Origin of the sequence: Streptomyces sp. NPDC046261, from assembly GCF_040646235.1 — a bacterium.
Lineage (GTDB): Bacteria > Actinomycetota > Actinomycetes > Streptomycetales > Streptomycetaceae > Streptomyces.
The window spans coordinates 108422-128954 of the sequence record NZ_JBEYZU010000004.1; the positions used below are offsets into that span (position 1 = coordinate 108422).

At 69.7% G+C, this 20533-nt stretch carries 13 protein-coding genes; 2 read left to right on the forward strand and 11 right to left on the reverse strand.

Annotated features, from left to right (window positions below):
- Nucleotides 1-124 precede the first annotated feature (124 nt).
- The 11 genes from ABZ956_RS09885 to hisI form a co-directional block, all read right to left on the reverse strand.
- Nucleotides 125-655 (reverse strand): SMI1/KNR4 family protein, encoded by a 531-nt coding sequence (locus ABZ956_RS09885; protein ID WP_361889665.1) that lies wholly within the window; start codon nucleotides 653-655, stop codon nucleotides 125-127.
- Complete coding sequence (locus ABZ956_RS09890) at nucleotides 633-11165, reverse strand: LamG-like jellyroll fold domain-containing protein (RefSeq protein ID WP_361889668.1); 10533 nt, start codon at nucleotides 11163-11165, stop codon at nucleotides 633-635. Before ABZ956_RS09890 ends, ABZ956_RS09885 begins: the two co-directional genes overlap by 23 nt.
- Before the next feature lie 237 nt (nucleotides 11166-11402).
- Nucleotides 11403-12218 carry a thioredoxin domain-containing protein gene (locus ABZ956_RS09895; RefSeq protein WP_361889671.1) on the reverse strand — a complete coding sequence of 272 codons (816 nt, stop codon included), beginning with the start codon at nucleotides 12216-12218 and terminating at the stop codon, nucleotides 11403-11405.
- 35 nt (nucleotides 12219-12253) lie between these two features.
- Complete coding sequence (gene trpA / locus ABZ956_RS09900; protein WP_361889674.1) at nucleotides 12254-13069, reverse strand: tryptophan synthase subunit alpha; 816 nt, start codon at nucleotides 13067-13069, stop codon at nucleotides 12254-12256.
- Nucleotides 13069-14310 carry a tryptophan synthase subunit beta gene (gene trpB, locus ABZ956_RS09905; protein ID WP_361889677.1) on the reverse strand — a complete coding sequence of 414 codons (1242 nt, stop codon included), beginning with the start codon at nucleotides 14308-14310 and terminating at the stop codon, nucleotides 13069-13071. Before trpB ends, trpA begins: the two co-directional genes overlap by 1 nt.
- A 318-nt stretch (nucleotides 14311-14628) precedes the next feature.
- Nucleotides 14629-15438, reverse strand: coding sequence for an indole-3-glycerol phosphate synthase TrpC (gene trpC, locus ABZ956_RS09910; RefSeq protein ID WP_361889680.1), 810 nt, complete (start codon nucleotides 15436-15438; stop codon nucleotides 14629-14631).
- 146 nt (nucleotides 15439-15584) lie between these two features.
- On the reverse strand, nucleotides 15585-16025 hold the full coding sequence (locus ABZ956_RS09915) for a DUF2752 domain-containing protein (RefSeq protein ID WP_361889683.1): 441 nt from the start codon (nucleotides 16023-16025) through the stop codon (nucleotides 15585-15587).
- A gap of 96 nt (nucleotides 16026-16121) precedes the next feature.
- The gene (locus tag ABZ956_RS09920) at nucleotides 16122-16352 is read right to left on the reverse strand and encodes an HGxxPAAW family protein (protein ID WP_361889686.1); all 231 of its coding nucleotides are present in this window, start codon (nucleotides 16350-16352) and stop codon (nucleotides 16122-16124) included.
- A 111-nt stretch (nucleotides 16353-16463) separates the two neighbouring features.
- Nucleotides 16464-17111: a TIGR02234 family membrane protein gene (locus ABZ956_RS09925; protein ID WP_361889689.1), complete on the reverse strand. Its 648-nt coding sequence runs from the start codon at nucleotides 17109-17111 to the stop codon at nucleotides 16464-16466.
- A gap of 118 nt (nucleotides 17112-17229) precedes the next feature.
- Nucleotides 17230-18774 (reverse strand): anthranilate synthase component I, encoded by a 1545-nt coding sequence (locus ABZ956_RS09930; protein WP_361889692.1) that lies wholly within the window; start codon nucleotides 18772-18774, stop codon nucleotides 17230-17232.
- Between the two features lie 11 nt (nucleotides 18775-18785).
- The gene (hisI, locus tag ABZ956_RS09935; RefSeq protein WP_361889695.1) at nucleotides 18786-19151 is read right to left on the reverse strand and encodes a phosphoribosyl-AMP cyclohydrolase; all 366 of its coding nucleotides are present in this window, start codon (nucleotides 19149-19151) and stop codon (nucleotides 18786-18788) included.
- A 113-nt stretch (nucleotides 19152-19264) separates the two neighbouring features.
- Here hisI and ABZ956_RS09940 point away from each other — a divergent pair, with 113 nt between their 5' ends.
- Both ABZ956_RS09940 and ABZ956_RS09945 read left to right on the forward strand, forming a co-directional pair.
- Nucleotides 19265-19897, forward strand: a complete 633-nt coding sequence (locus tag ABZ956_RS09940) for a TIGR03085 family metal-binding protein (protein WP_361889698.1) — start codon at nucleotides 19265-19267, stop codon at nucleotides 19895-19897.
- Nucleotides 19898-19954: 57 nt separating this feature from the next.
- Complete coding sequence (locus tag ABZ956_RS09945) at nucleotides 19955-20494, forward strand: DoxX family membrane protein (protein WP_361889700.1); 540 nt, start codon at nucleotides 19955-19957, stop codon at nucleotides 20492-20494.
- Nucleotides 20495-20533: the final 39 nt, after the last annotated feature.

Consider the following 20533-nt stretch of genomic DNA (forward strand, 5'->3'; position numbering starts at 1 on the left):
GTGGCGCACCCCTGGCGAAGGCCACAGCCGCATATGCGACCGCCGCTGGTCCCTTCCGGAAGGGACCAGCGGCGGATGGCGCTTTTGCTAGTGCAGAACTCGATCGGTCCGCACTAAGCACCCGTCAGGCGATATTCCCAACCATCCGGCAGGGAACTGTCACTTCCTCAAGGATGCTCTCGTCGAAGAACGCATCGTCCAGTTCATCGTTCAGGGCCCTCAGCAAGAACTCGGAAAAACCGTAGTCGTAGAGGCTCCAGGAAGGCTTCCAGTCGACGGCGATCGTCCACGTGTCCCGGATCGATCCCGGCGGGGCGAGATAGATGTTGGCGCCGGCCTGCGACTCGGCGACCGGAATCAGGCCATTCGGTGCAGGATGCAGCGAGTACGGGTACGTCTCCGGAAACTGACTCCGCATGAAATCCGCCTCAGCAAGCACGCGATCCATCGCGCCCTCAAGGTTCAGCACGTCAGCCCGCGGATGCCAGATCCACAGATCACCAAAGATCTCACATGGCCCATAGGCCGAAACAAATTCCTTGTAGTCATCGGGCAGATGGCGACCAAAGCGCTCCTCGAAGGAGGACCAATCAGCCACGACGTCGGAATTCAGTTCCGGGTCCCCCAGAATACTACCGAACTGAACGAGGCCCACCAGAACTCCTTTCTGAGCATGAATATCCGCCAGCGGCCCTGTTGAAAATGGAACAGTCCAGGCGATAGCCGCCGTTGCCGACTGCCTTGATTCTTATCTCGCTTGGAATGGCCGGACGAGACGCGTCACCATACACCGGCAGCACGCCGTAGGTTATGTCCTCCCCCTTCGCTGCCTTCTCTACATCGTACTCGAGGGCACGCATATGCGGGGTGTTGGCAGGGGTCTGGTACCCAGCGACAAAGTTCCGCAAGGTGTAGGGGGCGCCGCCGAGGTTGTCGGCGATGAGGTGGAGAGCCGCCGCGTTGTGCGGACGTCCCGGAACAGTGCCCGTGGTCTCCTGTGCGATCTCGTCGAACCCGGACGGCTGCCACTTCGGATTGCGCCTCTTCATTCCGGTCCGCAGAGTACTCGAGGTGATCTCTGCGATCGCACCTGTGGCTCTGCAGTCCCCCTCCTCCGGACCGAATCGTGTCATCGGCGCGTAGTAGTAGCCGGCATCCCTGGACGGGATGTCGCGAGCACAGGAGTTACGGGTCCGCTTCGCGATGGGATCCGCCCCGGATCCGCCATTGCCCAGATCGTGCTCGATGTCCTCACCGGGGAACATCCGCTTCAGATCATCTATACCGGTGTTGTCCACCGGCACTGTGTGAGGACTCGAAGCGTGAGGTGCGTCAGGCGTGAAGAGCGCGATCGCGGCGAGGTCGACGAGCGCCTGCGTCGTGACCGTAAGAGCGGTCGTCGCGGTGGCCGTCGCCGCCGTTACGGTCGTCCCTACGAAACTGACGACCGGCGCGAGAAGCGTCGGAGCGGAGATGGGGTTCTTACCGCGGTTGGGATTCTGGATGATGGGCGGCTTGGGCGGCTTGACGATGAACGGCCGGGTGATACCGCCACCGCCGCCACCACGACCTCCACCGCGCGGTGGGCTGTACCAGTCGCCCTCGTCGCCGGAGTCATCGTCCTCGTAGTAGTAATCCTCGTCTTCCTCTTCATCCCAGAGCTGACTACCATTGTTCGACTCGGCCCATCGGTACTCCCGGTCAGCCAGTTCTCTCTGGTGGCGAGATTGCCCCAAAATTGCCGATTCATTACGACCGTTCATGCAGAAGACGAAGTTGCTGAAACGACCGAAACAGCTGTCGTCTCCCAGCGGTGTGGGCGTCTCGATCTGGATCAGCAACTCGATGCCGTCACAGACGAACCCGCAACTCCAGCCCCTGCCCTTGTGCCCATCCGGGTCTGTTGTGTTGAGCGGATCCGCGTTTCCGTAAAGGAAACGATTAGCCTGAGCCGACGGGCTCGGGTCCAGCTGCCACGTGTCGCGAGCCGCGAAGCGTCCCGTGCCCGGCTGATACCAACGCGCCGCCATGTTGACATCACCGCTCGACGGATCCGTCCAGCCGGACTGGAAGCCCAGCGACGAGCGCGAGCCGGACTTGGCACGCACCGAACCGAACGGGTCGTAGGCCGTGGATCCCACGACCTTCGTGCCGTCGGGCGACAGTCCGGCCACCACGTCCGTGTGCTGGTCGGTCACCGACCGCTGCGCGGTCGTGCCGTCCGTGCTGCCGAGCAGCGCACCGCCGGGGCTCCGGCTGTACGTGCTCGAACCGTCCGAGACCAGGTTGTTGGAGCCGCCGTCGTACGTGAAGACGGTGTCGCCGTGTCTGCTCACCCGGTCGAGCGAGTCGTAGGTGAACCTCGTGTCCCCATCGGCGATGCGGCGCTCGAAGGCGTCATGGGTCAGCGAGCGCTTGCCGCTGCCCGTGTCGACGGACGAGAGCGTGCCACGCGCTGTGTAGCTGTACCGGGTGGTGCCGTCCGTGAGCTGACGGTTGGCTTCGTCGAAGGAGGCGGTGAGCTCGCCGGCCTTGACGCGGTTGCCCGCGTCGTCCCACGCGTAGTTCGTGGCCTTGCCATCGCTCGACCACGTCGTCAGCCGACCGGACTTGTCGTACTCGTACGTCTCCGTCCCGGCGCCCGAGACGCCACTGGTGCTCTTCTTGGTCAGACGGTTGTTGAGGTCGTAGTCGTATGTGGCCGACATGACCTGGGTGGTGCCGTCCGCACCGGTGACCTTGGACTCGGTCAGACGGCCGAGCTGGTCGTACCCGTAGCCGCGCCTCGCACCGAGCTGCCAGCCGGCCGAGCCGGCGGGCTTGGTCGCGTATTGCTCCTGCAACACGCGCCCGGCGGAGTCGTAGGCCGTCGTCATCTGACCGCCGGTCACGGCGTCCTCGGTCCGGTTCAGACGGCCTGCGACGTCATAGCCGTACGTCGTCGTACCGGCCTTGTCGGCCCGGGACGTCATGGCACCGTCGGCGTCGTAGGTATAGGTGGACTTGCCTCCAGGGCCGTTCGTGGTCAGCAGCTGGCCACGGTCGTTGTAGGTGTAGGTATTGGGGTTGAGCACGTCTCCCGAGCCGGCCTTGGTCAGACGGCCCGCTAGGTCGTGCTCCAGGATGCGGTCGGCCGTGGCAGCCTCGGCACCCGTGCCCGTCTCCTTGGCCAGGCGACCGTAGACGTCAAAGGTGCTGCGCCGCTCGACGCCGCCGGGCAGCAGCTCGGCCACGTTCTGGCCCGCCGCGTCGTAGATCTTCGTCCACGTGCGGTCCGCTGGCTTCGGCTGGGCCCCGGTGGCGGGCTCGATCGTGGACTCGGGCAGGCCCCATGGAGTGAAGGAGTAGGTCGTGACGTTGCCACGGCCGTCCGTCAGGCGCGTGCGGTTGCCCACCACGTCGTAGCCGAACGAAGTGGTGATGGACTTGCCGTCCGCTACCGGCTCGACCTGCTGCGTCATCCGCCCCAGGGCGTCGTACGCAAGGATGATCTTGGTCCCGGTCGCCGAAGTGACCGCGGTGCGGTTTCCGTCGGCGTCGTACTCGGCAGAAGTCGACCGCAGAGCAGTGGTGCCCGTGCCGTAGTCGGCGGTGCCTACCACGCTCCCGAAGCCGTCGTAGCGCGTGACGCTCTTGCGGCCCGTGGGGTCCACGGTCTCGGTCCGGCGGCCCAGCGCGTCGTAGCCGAGCTTCGTCGTCCCCCCGCCTGGCATCGTGGCGGTCAGGACCTCGCCCGCCACGTTGTACGTGGCAGTCGTGACCCGGCCCGCCGGGCTGGTGGACGAGGTCTGGCGACCCCCGTCGTCCCAGGCGTAGCGCGTGGTCAGGTTCTGCACCGATGGGTAGCGCTCGACGGTCGTGGCCGTCAGCCGGCGACCGAGCTCATCGTAGGTGGCCTCGGTCCGCGCACCGGTGGGTCCGGTTGCGGAGAGCTGGAGGCCCGTGGGCGTCCAGGAGAAACGATTCGCCTTGTCGTCGAGCGTCGACGGCTGTTGCAAGGTGCCACCGTCGTTGTTCAGCAGGTTCGTCGCCGGGAGCGACTGCCGGATCAGGTGGCCGAGCTGGTCGTAGGCGTACGTCACGGTCCGGCCCAGCGGGTCGGTGGTCGCCGTCTTGTGGCCCAGGGCGTCGTAGGAGGCCCGGGAGACGGCAGTGATCTTCTCCCCGCCGGGCGGGGTGTAGTCGGGCAGGGTCACGGCGGTGGCCCGGCCGAGCTTGTCCACCGCGGTGCGGGTCACCGATCCGTTCGCGGCACGGGCCTCGGTGGCCTCGCCGAAGGTGTTGTACCCCCTGAGGGTGGTCGGCTTGACGGCCTCGGGCTGCTGGCCCGGCTTCTCGGCCTGGACCTGCGGGGCGGTCTGCTCCACGAGGCGGCCGAGGGCGTCATAACGGTTGATGGTGGTGAAGGCGGCGGCGTCCGCGCCGATCTCGGTGCCTCGCGGCGTGACGGCCGTGACGGGAAGGCCCCGCTGGTCGTACGTGAACTTGACCGTGCGCGTGCGGTCGCCGTCGACCGCGGTCTGGGTGAGCTTGTTCCCCGCCTTGTCGTAAGTGAAGCGCTGCGTGTTCAGCGCGGTCTTCTGCTCGACGGGCCGGTCGGCGTCGTCGTACGTGAACTCCATCCAGCGGTTGAGGCCATTGGGGTCGAGCACACTGCGCTTGACACGGCCGGTGGCGTCCACCTCGTTGGCGACGATGGCCGTGCCTCCGGCGCCGGTCCGCTGGACGAGATTGCCCGCACCGTCGTAGACGTTGGCCTCGAGCACGACGTCGTGCTTGCTGCCGTCGGCCTGGGTAACGCTCTTGGCCGTCTTCGACGCGAGCTTGCCGTCGTCGTAGTAGGTGTAGGCGGTGGTGGCTCCCATCGCGTTCGCCGTCGAGGCCAGGCGGCCTGCCGGATCGTAGGCGTTGGAGACCACTACCAGGTCCTTGGCGTCCCCGGAGGGGTCGCCCCTCCAGTCCTTGAGGACCGTTTCCGCGGGACGGCCGGCGGCCGTGTAGCGGAACTCGTAGGTCGTCCCGAGAGGGTCAGTCGTACGGACCTTGCGGCCGAGCTCGTCGTAAGCGACAACAGTCTCGTTGCCCTCGGCGTCGGTCGACTTGTCCTCCAGGCCGTGCTCGTCGTAGTGGTGAGAGACGGTGCGCTTGGCGTCGCCGCCGGTGGTGTCCTCCGCGGTTTCGGTCAGCAGCTTGCCGTCGGGATCGAAGGCACGCGTGATCTTGGCGGTGTGGGTCGCGCCGGTGACCTCGTTCTTCACCGCGGCACCGGTCTCGGAGACGATCCGCGACATGGCGTCGTAGGCGAAGGTCGTGGTCACACCGTTCGGCTGGCCGTCGGAGACCTGGGTCTCGGACACCTTCCGGCCGATGCCGTCGTACGCGTAACGCGTGACGAGTCCGGATGGGGCCGTGGCCTGGGCCAGGTCGCCCTGGGCCGTGTAGGCGTACTCCGTCACGGCTCCGCCGGGCGCGGTGATGCTGCGGACCAATCCGACCGGGACAGCTCCGCCACCCACCGCAGGCTCGCTGCCGGTCGTGTACGCCGTGACGGACTTCCGCCCGTCCGCCAACATCGTCGTGTCCGGCAGACCGAGCGCCGTGTACGTCATGGACGTGCGGTAACGGTCGTCGCGGGCACTCGTGGAGCGGGCGTCGCGCATGGCCGTCGGCCTGTCGTTGCGCGGGTCGAGCGGGTCGCCGCTGTTGAGGTAGTAGTCCGTGAACGACGTCCAGCAGGAGTTGGCGTCACGGCAGGTGGTCCTGGAGACCGTGTTGCCGCGGGAGTCGTGCCCCGTGATGGCGAAGTGCCCGTTGGGGTCGGTCACGGTGTGCAGGAACCCGCCGCTGTCGTACGCGTAGGTGGTCCGGCCGCCTTCCGCGTCCGTCGCGGTCACGGGGCGCTGGCCACGCAGGGCGTCGTACGTCGCGCTGCTGGTGCGGCCCGCCGGGTCGGTGACGCTGACGGTGGACGTCAGCGAGGACATCCCCGAGTGACGCATGGCCCGGTAGTGCTCGGCCACCTGGTTCTCAGTCAGCTCCTTCGGATAGAAGGCGGCTTCGTCGAGATCACCCGTGAAGTAGCGCGTTCCAGGCGCCTTGCCGTCCCAACCTTCGCTCGAGTAGCCGCCACCGAGGTAGGTGTGGGCCATCGTCTCCGGCTTGGATGACTCGTTCAGGCTGCCGACCTTCGTACCGTCAAGGTAGAGAGACTGACTGCTCGCACCACCGGTGATCACGACGTGGTGCCACTGGTTATCGGTGACCGTCGTGCCGGAAATGATTGGCTTTCCGGAGCCGCCGTGCCACAGCTGGCCGCGCAGCTTGCCGTCGGAGTCGATCAGTAGGCTCGGGTTCCAGTCGGTGGGGACCTTGCCCAGGTCCACGTTCTGCAGACCGAGCAGGACGCCGCTCGCCTTGCCGGTACGGAACCACAGCTCCGCCGACATCGCGGGAGTGTTGCCCATGATGCCGTAGGGCAGTTCGACCGAGCCGTCCCCCGCCAGGGTCACGGCAGCGTTGTCGCCGGGCCCGAAGGTGCCGGTGGCCCCAAGCTTGGCCTTGGTGTACGTGCCGTCGCCGGGGTACACCGCGGTCTTGCTGCGGGCCTTGTCCCCGCTGGTCTCGTCGAGGCGCCAATAGCCGGACGGCGCGTCTGCGGTGACCGCTCCCCGGTAGTGGGCACCGTCGCCGGAGACCAGGCCGGCGCGCGAGCGGTAGTGCTCGGCGACCGTGTCCTGCGTTAGCTCCTTGGTGTAGAAGGCCACCTCGTCGAGCTGACCGGCGAGGTAGCGGGTTCCGGCGCTCTGGCCGTCCCAGCCCTCACTGGAGTGGCCCGCGCCGAGGTAGGCGTGGTCCAGCGTCTCCGGCTTGGCGGCACCCGCGAGGGATCCAGCCTTCGCACCGTCGAGATACAGCGCCTGGCCACTGGTACCACCGGTCAGAACGGCATGGTGCCACTCATTGTCCGTGACCTTCTTCCCGGAGATGATCGGCTGCCAGGAGCCGCCGTGCCACAGCTGCCCCCGGAGCTTGCCGTCCGCGTCGACCAGCAGGCTCGGGTTCCAGTCGGTCGGCGTCTTGCCCAGCTCCGCGTTCTGCAGACCCAGCAGGACGCCCTGCTTCCCCGTGCGGAACCACAGCTCGAAGGAGAGCGAGTCGGCCCCCTTCAGCGGGTCCGTGGGGACCTCCACGGCACCCGTGGAGCCGTCGAGCGTCACTGAACCGTCATCGCCGTCGGAGAAGGCCCCGACCGCACCGAGCATCACGCCGTCGCGGTACGACCCGTCCGCGCCGCCGGTGATCTCGTTGGACGCGGTGGAACCGCTGCGGTCACCCAGCCGCCAGTACTCGACGGGTCCGGAGGTACGGACCGTGTCGGCGTAAGCCGCCGAGCCGGCGGAGTAGGAAGGCGCGGAGACCTTCCAGGTGCCGCCCTTGTCGTCCGTGGTCTCGGTAACGCGACCGGTGCCGGTGTCGTAGGCGACCTGGGCGTGGACGCGTCCCGACGGAAGGGTGACCTTGGTCAGCCGGGCCGACGTGGCACGTGCCCGGTAGTGCTCGGCCACGGTGGTGGCGTCCAGGGACTGGTGATAGACGGCCACCTCGTCCATGAGACCGGTGAAGTGCCGGATGCCAGGGGCCTGGCCGTCCCAGCTGGTGCTGGAGTAGCCGGCACCGAGGTAGGTGAAGGACTGCTTGCGGTGGTCGATCGGCCCGGTCAGCGAACCGACCAGGACACCGTCGAGGTACAGCGACTGTGTGGTTCCGGCGGCGGTGAGCGCCACGTGGTGCCAGGTGTCGTCGTTGACGGCGTTGCCGCTGACGATGGGCTGAACCCTACCGGTCCAGTACTGGCCGACCAGCTTGCCCGCACTGTTCACGGAGAGAGTGGGGGTCCAGTCGTTGGGCTCGCCGTCGGCGAGGCGGCCGTCCTGGAAACCGACCAGCACGCCAGGCTTGGTGGTCTTGAACCACAGCTCGGTCGTCAGCGAGGTCGAGGTCCGGATGGTGTCCTCGGGCAGCTCCACGTACGAGTTGGTGCCGTCGAAAGCAGCGGCCTTGTCACTCGTGCCCGCCACGGATCCGGCGGAGCCCAGCTTCACGTCCCGGTAGAGGGCCTGGTTGAGGCCTGTGCGGGAAGGCGCTTCGCTTGCGGCGACGGCGCCCTGGGCCTCGCCCAGCCGCCAGTAGGAAACGGGGTTCTGGTCGAGGACCATGCTGCGGTAGAGCGAACCGTCGCCGTACTCGTAGACCGTGCACTTGTCGGTGACGCCCGGCGGGCAGACCTTGGTGAGACGGTCACCGGTGTAGGTGTACGTCCACGTCAGGCCGTCGGCACCGGGGCCGGTTCCCTTCGCCCTGGCCGTGGCGACCTTGCCGCCGTTCCAGGTGAAGGCGAGCGAACGCCCCGACAGCACGTCGCGGGCCTCGGTCAGTTTGCCGTCGGTGTACGTCAGGCGTTGTTCCCTGCCCGACCCATCAGTGATCTTCGCCAGTCGACCGGAGGGGTCGAAAGAGTACGTGGTGGCTGACTTGTCCCGCAGCACCCAGCCACCGCCGGAAGCGGAGGTGAGAGTGGTCGGGTTGCCGGACGGGGCAGCGTAGCTGCCGTCCATGTTCCTGCCGAACCGGACCCGCGTGCCGTTGGCCTGGGTGACGACGATGTTGCCGGTGCTCTCGGCGACCGCGCGCATGTCCCAGCGAGTCGACCAGCCCGCACCGAAGACGTTGTCCGTCCGCGGGTCGAGGGAATTGTAAGTCCGTCTGGCCGACAGCTCCGGACCGACCGTGGGAACGGCCACGTCGGCCGCCTGCGTCGAGTAGTTCCCCGAGCGCACACCGAATTCGCGTCCGCTGTCACCCCCCAGGTGCCCGGTCACAGGGGGCTGCGGCACCTGCGTAGAGAAGAAGGCCGGATTCTGCCGGGCAGAAGTATCCTTGCCATCGAAGACATAGGCGTACCAGGCGTAGCTCTTGCTCCACGACAGCCAACCGGCCGGGACGGCCCACTGCTGGGCGGTGCTCCGCGTGCCACTCCGGCAATTCTTGCGGGCGTCCTTCCCCTCAACCTCACAGATCTCGAAGCTGTACTGCAGAGCTCCGCTCGGGGAACGGTCGGCGTCCTTGCCCACCGCCCACAGGGTCGGGGTCAGGGAGTTCAGCACCGCACCGCTGGCCGGCGACTCGGCGGTCAGCTGGGGTGGAAGGTTGACGGCCGAGAACTTCACGGCCGGTCCCGGGACGCCTTCACTGGTGAAACGCGGACCGTCGAGCACGTCCATGGTCCACTGCAGCGTGTACTCGGCAGGAGCCAACGGGGCGATCTTGGCGTCCAGCGAAACGCTCTGCCCCGGGGCGACATCGCGCGGCATGGGTGTCCATGCGATGCGCGAAGAGTCGTTGATCTCCTTGCCCGAGGCGTCCAGGAGGTTGTAGCGCAGCTGGACGTTGCCGCCCTTGGTCCAGGTGTCCTGGCCCTGGTTGGTCACGGTGACCTGCATGGACCCCTGAGAGGTAGCAGTCACCGGCGCGGTGAAGTTGCCCAGCTTGTAGGTTGCGCCGTACTTGGTCCAGGTGATGTCCAGGCGCGGGTTGCCGTTCGGGTAGTCGTCGGAACCGAACTGCTTCCAGCTCTTGCTGTCCGAGTCCGACGCCTTGACCGCGAGTCCGTAGTTCTTCTTCCGTCCGTGGGTCCAGTCGTCGACGAGCTCACGACCGGCCGAACCGAGACTGATGGACTCCCATGCGGCGCCGCACGACCACGACTCCGTGTTGGGAGGGCGCCAGCCATGGGCGAAACTCTTGGAGACCAAGGACGGTCCGGTGTCCGGTCCGGGGTACGACTTGGTCGACGACTCCGACCAGTCCGACGTGATGCCGTGGACGGTGACCGGCCGTGCGTCGCAGGAGTACGACCAGGTGTTGTACAGCGACAGCTTCGCGTCCAGCACCCAGGCGTTCTTCAGTGAGCTTTCGACACCGTCGAACCGGAGGAACGATGCGGCCTTGTGCGTGCCGCCGTCGTACGTGCCGGCCTTGAGGATGGTGTCGGTCGAGAAGTCCTGGGTGTACGGCGACTGCACGTACGTACCGGAGGTCGACGTGACGCCCTTGACCGACGGGTCAACCTTCACCGGGAACACACGCTCCGGCGCGTTCAGCCAGTCCTTGTCGAGGGTGACGACCAGGACCTGACGGCCCTTGTCGGTCGCGAGGGTGTAGCGGACACCCGAGGAGATCTCACCCTGGTTCGCGTTCTCCGCGAGGTGGGAGTCCTCCATCCATCCTGCCGGGATCCGGGCGTGCTGCTTGCCGGCCTTGTCGGTGAACACCACCCCGCCCTGGTCGTCCAATTTGGCTGTCAGGCCCTCGGTGCTGAGCGGGAAGCGCCACTCGGTGGGTGCGTCCTTGCTCTTGAGGACGAGGGTCTCCTTGACCGTGTCGTTGCTGGCGATGTACTGCAGATCGGCGGACGGGCGAGCGTCGGGGTAGGTGATGACGCTGCCGTCCACCGTGCCTGTCGCACGTGAGGCGCCCTCGAGCCCGTAGGCCAGCGCGATCCCGTCGCCCAGGCCCATGCGCAGTACCGGGTCCGCGTCGGCGGTGGCGGAGAAGCGGATGGTGACGGCGGTCGATCGGGTCTCCCAGAGGGGAGCGACCTCGCCCGCCGAGCGCGTGGCCTTCTGCTCAGGACGGGTCAGCGTGGGGTCGATCTCCTCCCACGTACCCTCGGCGGTGCGGCGGTTGACCGGCTCGTTGTAGTGCCTGGTGGTGTAGGTGCCGTCCTCGTTACGGAAGGTACGCTGCCGCTCCTTGCGCTCGGCGGGCAGCTCCTTGCTCTTCTTCTCGGAGAAGCCCTGTGGTACCGAGAGAGCGGGTGCCTCGGCCGGCTCCGCCGGGCCCATCATGGGCTGCTGCGGCTTGCCCGCCAGCTCCTGCCGGGTCAGCTTGTGTTCGGCCGGCAGCTGCCCGGGGGCCTCGAGGGCCCCTGGGCGACCGCCCGTGGCCGCCGCCTCCGTGACACCACCGGCTGCGCGGTGGTCGCGGCCTGCGGCCGATCCCCAACGCTGGTCGGGAGCTCCGGGGCTGGATGAACTTCGATTCCATTGATCGACTGCTAGCGCAACCTGTTCGGTTCCGCACAGCAGGGCCATGACAAAAGCCATGGCAAATGCTACTTGCCGTATAAGACGCACGAGTTTCCCTCATGGGTGAATAAAATCGATCATTATTACTACCTGACGCGATCTTTATTCAACCCAAAGCAGGCACATACGGCCGCGAAGTGATGGATATCATGCACTTCTTGACATGGCCTCAATGCCCGCCGAGGGACTTACGCCGTAACTTCGAGGATCCTCACCCCGACAGGGAGCCAAGGGAGCACGCCGGTCAGGTCACCCTCACCCCTTCTGCGCCTCCGCCACCATCTCCCGGAACTTCTGCGGGGTCAGGGGCTTCGTCGGGTCTTCGTAGAGGCTCTTGCCGTTCAGGAGGACCGTCGGGGTGCCGCGGTGGCCTGAGGTGCTGAAGTTGTCCTGGGACTTTTGGACCCAGCTGTTGTGGGTGCCCTCGTTCACGCACTTCTCGAAGGCGGGGGTCTTCAGGCCCTCGATCTTGCCGGCCAGTTCCAGCAGCTTCGCCTTCTTGCCGTAGGCGTCGTCCGTCTCCGGCGGCTGGTTCTTGAACAGCTCGTCGTGGTAGGCGGGGAACTTTCCGGCGTCCTGGGCGCAGGCGGCCGCGTTGGCGGCGTTCAGGGAGCCGGAGCCGCGGAGGTTTTTGTCGATCAGTGCGACCAGGTGGTACTCGGCCTTGAGCTGGTTCTTGTCCCGCAGGTCGTGGATGGTCTCGCGGAAGCCGTTCTCGAACTGGGCGCAGGCGGGGCAGCGGAAGTCCTCGTAGACGACGAGGGTGGCCTTGGCGGCGGGGTTGCCGACCGGGATGGCGAGGTTGTCCTTGCCCATGGCGCCCTGGGGGGCGACGACCGGGCCGGACGTCTGCTTGTTGTCCTTGCCCTGCTGGGAGCCGGCCACCAGGGCCGCGATCCCGGCGCCCGCGCCGAGGACCGCCACCACCACGACGCCCGCGATCAGAGTCCGCTTGCGCTTCGCGCGGGACTCCTCCCTCTGGCGTTGTTCCTGCAGGCGCTCACGGGCGCTGCGCTTACCGTCGTTGTTCTTCTGGCTCACGTCCCCGTACAACGAACCGGGGGTGCGCACCAGCGCACCCCCGGCCGTCGTTTCCTTCAAAAGAGTTACGCGCGCTTGCGCACGCCCTCCGCCAGTTCGCCCGCCAGGGCGCGGACCGCCGTCAGGCCGGACTCCAGGTCGGGGGCGTCCAGCAGACGCTTGACGAAGGCCGAGCCGACGATGACGCCGTCCGCGAACTGGGCGACCTCGGTCGCCTGTTCGGCGTTGGAGACGCCGAGGCCGACACAGACCGGCAGTGACGTCACCGACCGGGTGCGGGCGACCAGTTCCTCGGCCTCCCGGCCCACCGACTCCCGCGTTCCCGTCACGCCCATCAGGGACGCGGCGTAGACGAAGCCGCTGCCCGCCGCAGTGATCTTGGCGAGGCGCTCGTCGCGGCTGCTCGGCGCGACGACGAACACCGTGGCCAGGCCGTGCTGTTCGGCGGCCTTGCGCCAGGCCCCGGACTCCTCGACCGGCAGGTCGGGCAGGATGCAGCCCGCTCCCCCTGCGGCCGCGAGGTCGGCGGCGAAGCGCTCCACGCCGTAGGCGTCGACCGGGTTCCAGTACGTCATGCACAGCACGGGGGCGCCGGTCAGCTCGTGCGCCTCCTTCACCGTGCGGATCACGTCGGCGATCTTGATGCCGCCGCGCAGGGCGATGTCGTCCGCGGTCTGGATGACGGGGCCGTCCAGGACCGGGTCGCTGTGCGGCAGGCCGACCTCGACGACGTCGCAGCCGCCGTCGAGCATGGCGGTGATGGCCCGTACGCCGTCGTCGACGGTGGGGAAGCCGGCCGGGAGGTAGCCGACCAGCGCGGCGCGGTTCTCGGCCTTGGCCGCGGCCAGGACCGAGCTCAGCAGTTCGATGTTGCCCGCCATTACCGGTCCCCCGCCTCGTCGTCGTACAGCCCGAAGTAACGCGCCGCCGTGTCCATGTCCTTGTCGCCGCGCCCGGAGAGGTTGACCAGGATCAGCCCGTCCGGGCCGAGCTCGCGGCCGAGCTCGAGGGCGCCCGCGAGCGCGTGGGCGCTCTCGATGGCCGGGATGATGCCCTCGGTGCGCGAGAGCAGGCGCAGCGCCTGCATGGCCTCGTCGTCGGTGACGGCGCGGTACTCGGCGCGGCCGATGTCCTTCAGGTACGAGTGCTCGGGGCCGATGCCGGGGTAGTCCAGGCCCGCCGAGATGGAGTAGGGCTCGGTGATCTGGCCGTCCTCGTCCTGCAGAACGTACGACCGGGAGCCGTGCAGGATGCCGGGGGTGCCGGCGGTGAGGGTGGCCGCGTGCTCGCCGGTCTCGACGCCGTGGCCGCCCGGTTCGCAGCCGACCAGGCGTACGCCCTCGTCGGGGAGGAAGGCGTGGAAGAGGCCGATGGCGTTGGAGCCGCCGCCGACGCAGGCCACGGCGGCGTCCGGCAGCCGGCCGGCGCGCTCGAGGATCTGGCGGCGGGCCTCGACGCCGATGACCCGGTGGAAGTCGCGGACCAGCGCCGGGAAGGGGTGCGGGCCGGCGACGGTGCCGAAGAGGTAGTGGGTGCGGTCGACGTTGGCGACCCAGTCGCGGAACGCCTCGTTGATGGCGTCCTTGAGGGTGCGGCTGCCGGACTTCACGGCGATGACCTCGGCGCCGAGCATCCGCATCCGGGCGACATTGAGGGCCTGGCGCCGGGTGTCGACCTCGCCCATGTAGATGGTGCACTCGAGGCCGAAGAGGGCGCAGGCGGTGGCGGTGGCCACGCCGTGCTGGCCGGCGCCGGTCTCGGCGATGACGCGGGTCTTGCCCATCCGCTTGGTGAGCAGCGCCTGGCCCAGCACGTTGTTGATCTTGTGCGAGCCGGTGTGGTTGAGGTCCTCGCGCTTGAGGAACACCCGTGCGCCGCCCGCGTGTTCGGCAAAGCGCGGCACCTCGGTGAGCGCGCTGGGGCGCCCGGTGTAGTTGACCATCAGGTCGTTGAGCTCGGCGGCGAAGGCGGGGTCCGCCTTGGCCTTCTCGTACTCGGCGGCGACCTCGTCGACGGCGGCGACGAGGGCCTCGGGGATGAACTTGCCGCCGAAGGCGCCGAAGTAGCCGGAGGTGTTGGGGACCTGGCCTTCGGGGTCCGGGACGAAGAAGTCGGTGGGCATGCCTGATCTCCTCTTCGGATGAGTGAGATTGACGGTGTGACTGAGCGAGCGATCGGCCGTGCGGCGATCCGCGATCGGCTCAGCTACGCCATCGGCGCCCGTTGACCTGCCCCGGCTCACAGCCGATGTGGTACCTCACCCGGCGGCCGCGGACGCGGCGCGCGGGCGCGCGGCAGCCGCGGGGACGGCAGCCCCGGGCCAGCCGCGCGTACGGGTCCTGGGCCGCCGAGCCGGCCGCCTGCCCGGCCGCGGGCATGCCGGCGGGGGCCGGGCGTCGGCCCGGCACCGTACGGCAGGCGCGGCGGCTCATCGGGAGTGTCAGCTCCGCCCGTGGCGCAGGGCCGGATGGGCGCCGGCGGCGACCAGGTCGGCCACGGCGCCCTTCGGGTCGCGGCCGGTGACCAGGGACTCGCCCACCAGGACGGCGTCGGCGCCGTCGTTGGCGTAGGCGATGAGGTCGTGCGGGCCGCGCACACCGGACTCGGCGATCTTGATGATGCCGTCCGGGATCTCGGGGGCGACGCGGGCGAAGGTGCCGCGGTCGACCTCGAGGGTCTTGAGGTTGCGGGCGTTGACGCCGATGACGCGGGCGCCCGCGTCCACGGCGCGCTGGACCTCCTCCTCGTCGTGCACCTCGACCAGGGGGGTGAGCCCGATGGACTCGGCCCGCTCGATCAGGGAGACAAGGGCCTCCTGCTCCAGCGCGGCGACGATCAGCAGGGCCAGGTCGGCGCCGTAGGCGCGCGCCTCCCACAGCTGGTAGGCCGTGACGATGAAGTCCTTGCGCAGGATCGGGATGTCGACGCGGGCCCGGACGGCCTCGAGGTCGGCGAGCGAGCCGCCGAAGCGCCGCTGCTCGGTGAGGACGCTGATGACGGCCGCGCCGCCCGCCTCGTAGTCCGCGGCGAGGCCCGCCGGGTCGGCGATGGCGGCGAGGGCGCCCTTGGAGGGGCTGGACCGCTTGACCTCGCAGATCACGCTGACGTTCTCGCCGCGCAGGGCGGCGGCGCCGTCCTTGGCCTGGGGGGCCTTGGCCGCGCGCTCCTTGAGCTCGTCGAGGCTGACGCGCGCCTGCCGTTCCGCGAGGTCGGCACGGACTCCGTCGATGATCTCGTCGAGCACACTCACGCGAGCGGCCCCCTTCCGGACTCGGATGGTCTGGGCTGGTGCGGCGGGATATCACCTCACCAGGCACTGCGATGGTACTTGCCGGAGGGCGAAGGTTTCGCATCCGGTTGACGCAGGTCCCACCAGGCGGACCCGCGCCTGGACGCTCATGGCGCGAGCGCCGACCCGAACGGCAGATTCCGCACAACGGTGAAGACGAGCACGACCGCGGCCAGCGCCCACCAGTGTTTTGCCCGCAATTCGACCGGCATACCCCCGCCTGTCCGCAGTGCCCGGAACAGCCAGAGCACCCAGAGCACGGCGAAGGCGGCGTAACCGGCGACGGCCAGGGCGTTCGCGCCGAGCGCGGTGATCACATCGCCGTGGACCAGCGCGTGCAGGCCCCGCAGGCCGCCGCAGCCGGGGCAGTACAGGCCCGTCCAGCGCAGCAGCGGGCACGCCGGGTAGTGCCCCGGCAGCCCGGGGTCGACCGTGCCCACCCAGGCGACCGCGGCGCCCAGCGCGGCGGCGACGCCCAGCGGCGCCACGGCCCGGCGGGCCGCGGGCACCACCCGGCCGGCCGCCCCGTCACGTGCTCGCTCCCTCACCCTGCCGAGTGTGGGCCGCACAGCACGAAGGCGCAGCTCTGGACTTGCGTACGGGCGTCCGTACGGGTCCGGGCCGCGCCTCCGGGCCGCAGAAGGTCAGCTCTGGGCCTGGGTCTGCGTCCGCGTGCCGCGCTTGGGGGCCTGGCCCATGCCCATGGAACGCATGATCAGGCCGACGACGCCACCGAGGGCGACCACGACCATGCCGGCCCAGAAGCCGGCGGGCTTCGCCATCACGACGAACGCACCGGAGATGCAGAAGCCGATGAAGGCGATGGTGACACCGGTCCAGGCGGCCGGGGTGTGCCCGTGGTCAGTACCCGACATGAGTTGACTCCTCGTTGCTGTATCGCGCCTGCGGGCGCAGAGATCGCTCGGGGACATTGTCCCCGACGCCGCGGGCCACACCGATCTGGGGTGCGCGTGTCCGGCCGCGGGTCACTTCCCGCTCCCGCCGGTGGGGTCCTCGCCGCGGTCCAGGGCCTTCCACAGCTCCTCGGGGCGGTCGGGGTCGACGGCGGCGCGGGCGCGGCGCGGACGGGGGGTGCCGTCGCGCTCGTAGCGGCCGGACATGGCGGGCCAGTGGCGGCCGTAGCGCAGGGCGAGGAGCCCGGCCAGGAGCAGCAGGGCGCCGCCGGCGACCGCGACCCAGGGCCAGGCGGTGTGGCTGACGTTCTCGATGGAGGCCCGGGTCAGGCCGGAGACCTTGGCGGCCTTCTCCTCCAGCGCGGCGGTGTCGCCGGCGCCGGTGAGCGCGGCGGCCACGATGCCGGCGCCGCTCAGCGCGAGCAGGGCGGCCACCAGGGTGCGGCCGGCGCCGCGCACGGCGAAGACGGCCACGAGGGCGGCGAGGGCCACGATGGCCAGGGCGCCGGGCAGGGCGGTGACGTCCTGCCCGCTGGCCTGCTCGGGGACGGCGCCGCCCTGGGCGACGGGGGCGGTGCCCTCGGACCAGGTGCGGCCGCCGGCGAGCAGGACGAGGGCGGCGCCGGCCGCGCCTAGGAGGAGGGCGGTGCCTACGCTTCGCCGGGCGGCGCGGTGTGGGGTGGCGGCGGCCTGGTCGGTGGGGGGTACAGCTGTGGTCACGGGTACCACTATCCCTTGCCGCCGGGTGTTGTGCGGCGGGGGGTGGGCGTCGTCCGCCGGGTGCGGCCCGGTTGTGCCCACCCGTTCCGCCCCGGCGGAACGACTGCCCACAACCTCGTCACAGGCGGTTCGCTGTGTGGACCGCCCTGAGGACCGCCGCTGCCTTGTTGCGGCATTCGGCGTCCTCGGCCGACGGGTCGGAGTCGGCGACGACGCCGGCGCCCGCCTGGACGTAGGCGGTGCCGTCGCGCAGCAGGGCGGTGCGGATGGCGATGGCGGTGTCGGAGTCCCCGGCGAAGTCCAGGTAGCCGACGCAGCCCCCGTACAGCCCGCGGCGGGTGGGCTCCAGCTCCTCGATGATCTGCATGGCGCGGGGCTTGGGCGCGCCGGAGAGGGTGCCGGCGGGGAAGCAGGCGGTGAGCACGTCGAAGGCGGTGCGGCCCTCGGCGAGCCGGCCCGTCACCGTCGAGACGATGTGCATCACGTGGCTGTAGCGCTCGACGGACATGAAGTCGACGACCTCGACGCTGCCGGGCTCGCAGACCCGGCCCAGGTCGTTGCGGCCGAGGTCGACGAGCATCAGGTGCTCGGCCCGTTCCTTGGGGTCGGCCAGCAGCTCCTCGGCGAGGGCGGCGTCCGCCTGCGGGGTGGCGCCGCGCGGGCGGGTGCCGGCGATGGGGTGCACCATCGCGTGCCCGTCCTCGACCTTGACCAGCGCCTCGGGGCTGGAGCCGACGACGTCGAACCCGTCGAAGCGCAGCAGGTACATGTACGGGCTGGGGTTCGTCGCCCGCAGCACGCGGTAGACGTCCAGCGCCGAGGCCGCGCACGGCGTCTCGAACCGCTGCGAGGGGACGACCTGGAAGGCCTCGCCCGCGCGGATGCGCTCCTTGATGTCCTCGACGGCCGCCATGTAGTCGGCGCCGCCCCAGCGGGCCGTGTACTCCGGCAGCTCGGAGGGGGGCAGGGCAGTGGGCTGGGTGGGCGCGGAGCGGTGCAGGTCGGCGGCCATCGCGTCGAGGCGGGCGACGGCGTCGGCGTACGCCTCGTCGACGCCGGTCGACAGGTCGTTGTGGTTGATCGCGTTGGCGATCAGCAGGACGGTGCCGTTCCAGTGGTCGAGGACGGCGAGGTCCGAGGTGAGCAGCATGGTCAGCTCGGGCAGGTGCAGGCCGTCCTGCTCGCCGCCGGGGTGCTCGCCGATCTTCTCCAGACGGCGGACGACGTCGTAGCCGAGGTAGCCCACCATGCCGCCGGTGAAGGGCGGCAGTCCGGCACCCTCTATGAGGTCGCGCGGGGTGTGCAGGGCCTCGACGGTGGCCCGCAGGGCGGCGAGCGGGTCGCCCTCGGTGGGGACGCCGACGGGCGGGGTGCCCAGCCAGTGGGTCCGCCCGTCGCGCACGGTGAGGGTGGCGGCGCTGCGGACCCCGATGAAGGAGTACCGCGACCAGGTCCGGCCGTTCTCCGCGGACTCCAGGAGGAACGTTCCGGGCCGTTCGGCGGCGAGCTTGCGGTAGAGGCCTACGGGCGTGTCGCCGTCGGCGAGGAAGCGGCGGGTCACCGGGATGACCCGGCGGTCCTTCGCCAGCATGCGGAAGGTCTCGGCGTCGGGGGTGACATCCCCGCCGGAGACGTGGGCAGCAGATGCGGACGTGGCAGCCATGGCAGCGGAGCCTACTGGCCCAGCGGGAGGTCGCCGGAATCGAAACAGGTGCGGGTGCCGGTGTGGCACGCGGGGCCGACCTGGTCGACCTTCACCAGGAGGGTGTCCGCGTCGCAGTCCAGGGCCACCGACTTCACGTGCTGGACGTGCCCGGAGGTGTCGCCCTTGACCCAGTACTCCTGGCGGCTGCGGCTCCAGTAGGTGCAGCGGCCGGTGGTGAGGGTGCGGTGGAGCGCCTCGTCGTCCATCCAGCCGAGCATGAGCACCTCACCGGTGTCGTACTGCTGGGCGATGGCGGGGACCAGGCCGTCGGCGCTGCGCTTGAGGCGGGCGGCGAGGGCGGGGTCGAGGGAGGAGGGGCGGGCGTTGCCGGTCATGGCTCCATGATGCCTGGCCCGGGCGCCGGGCGGCACCCGGCCGGCGCGGGCGGACGGCCCGGGCATGGCGCGGCGGCGTGGCCCCGCCGGGGGCGCGGTCGTAGGGTGACGCCATGTCAACTCACGCCCAGCGCGAACGTCTGCTCCTCGCCGACCTGTTGGAGACGGTGGGCCCCAACGCGCCCACCCTCTGCGAGGGCTGGCGCGCCCGCGACCTCGCCGCGCACGTCGTGGTGCGCGAGCGGCGCTCCGACGCGGCCGCCGGCATCGTGTTCAAGCCGCTGGCCGCCCGTCTGGAGCGGGTGCAGGCCGAGTTCGCGGCGAAGCCGTACGAGGAGCTGATCCAGCTCATCCGCACCGGTCCCCCGCGCCTGTCGCCGTACGCCCTCAAGCCGGTCGACGAGGCGGCCAACACCGTCGAGTTCTTCGTCCACACCGAGGACGTGCGCCGCGCGCAGCCGGACTGGACGGCGCGCGAGCTGGACCCGGTCTTCGCCGACGCCCTGTGGAGCCGGCTGGAGCGGACGGCGCGGCTCCTGGGCCGCAGGGCACCGGTGGGTCTGGTGTTGCGCCGACCGGACGGCCGGACGGTGGTGGCCCACCGGGGTACGCCGGTGGTGACGGTCACCGGGGAGCCCGGAGAGCTGACCCTGTTCGCCTTCGGCCGCCAGGAAAGGGCCGAGGTGGCTCTGGACGGCGCCGAGGACGCGCTGGCGAAGCTGCGGCAGGGGACACTGGGAATCTGAGGGACGCAGGCGGCTCGGGGGCCCGGACCGGATACCGACCCGAGGAAGGTGCCCATCATGGCTTTTCCTGGTAGGACCAACGTTCCCGGCGACCGCGCGGGCCCGCTGCCGGCGACCGGCGTCTCGCTGGGGCTTCTGCTGCTGCGCCTCATGCTCGGCATCATCATGACCGGGCACGGCACGCAGAAACTCTTCGGCTGGTTCGGCGGGCCGGGCATCGACGGGACCGCGAAGGCCTTCGACTCCGTCGGCTATCCGGCGCCGAAGGCCATGGCCGTCATCGCCGGGCTCAGCGAGACGCTGGGCGGCCTGGGACTCGCCCTGGGGCTGCTCACGCCGCTGGCCGCCGCGGCGGTCCTGGGCACGATGATCAACGCGCTGGGTGCGACCTGGGACGGCGGATTCTTCCTGCCGAAGGGCGTGGAATTCACCCTTTTGGTCGCCTTGGCGGCGACGGCTTTGGCGCTGACCGGACCAGGACGGTACTCGATGGACGCCCACCTGCCGGTGCTGCGGCAGAACCGGCTGGTGTACGGCGTGGGGGCGATCGCCCTGGCACTGGTGGTCGGGGCGGTGTTCCTGCTGATCCGGGACTAGGCCCCTTCCCATCGGTTCCCTGGTGGGCGCGGCCCTGTA

Coding starts and splice junctions, on each gene's coding strand:
- hisI (WP_361889695.1), bottom strand. CDS start 19,151: ATGACCGGCAACGCCCGCCCCTCCTCCCTCGACCCCGCCCTCGCCGCC.
- ABZ956_RS09890 (WP_361889668.1), bottom strand. CDS start 11,165: ATGGCTTTTGTCATGGCCCTGCTGTGCGGAACCGAACAGGTTGCGCTA.
- trpB (WP_361889677.1), bottom strand. CDS start 14,310: ATGCCCACCGACTTCTTCGTCCCGGACCCCGAAGGCCAGGTCCCCAAC.
- ABZ956_RS09930 (WP_361889692.1), bottom strand. CDS start 18,774: ATGGCTGCCACGTCCGCATCTGCTGCCCACGTCTCCGGCGGGGATGTC.
- ABZ956_RS09920 (WP_361889686.1), bottom strand. CDS start 16,352: ATGTCGGGTACTGACCACGGGCACACCCCGGCCGCCTGGACCGGTGTC.
- ABZ956_RS09945 (WP_361889700.1), top strand. CDS start 19,955: ATGGCTTTTCCTGGTAGGACCAACGTTCCCGGCGACCGCGCGGGCCCG.
- ABZ956_RS09940 (WP_361889698.1), top strand. CDS start 19,265: ATGTCAACTCACGCCCAGCGCGAACGTCTGCTCCTCGCCGACCTGTTG.
- trpA (WP_361889674.1), bottom strand. CDS start 13,069: ATGGCGGGCAACATCGAACTGCTGAGCTCGGTCCTGGCCGCGGCCAAG.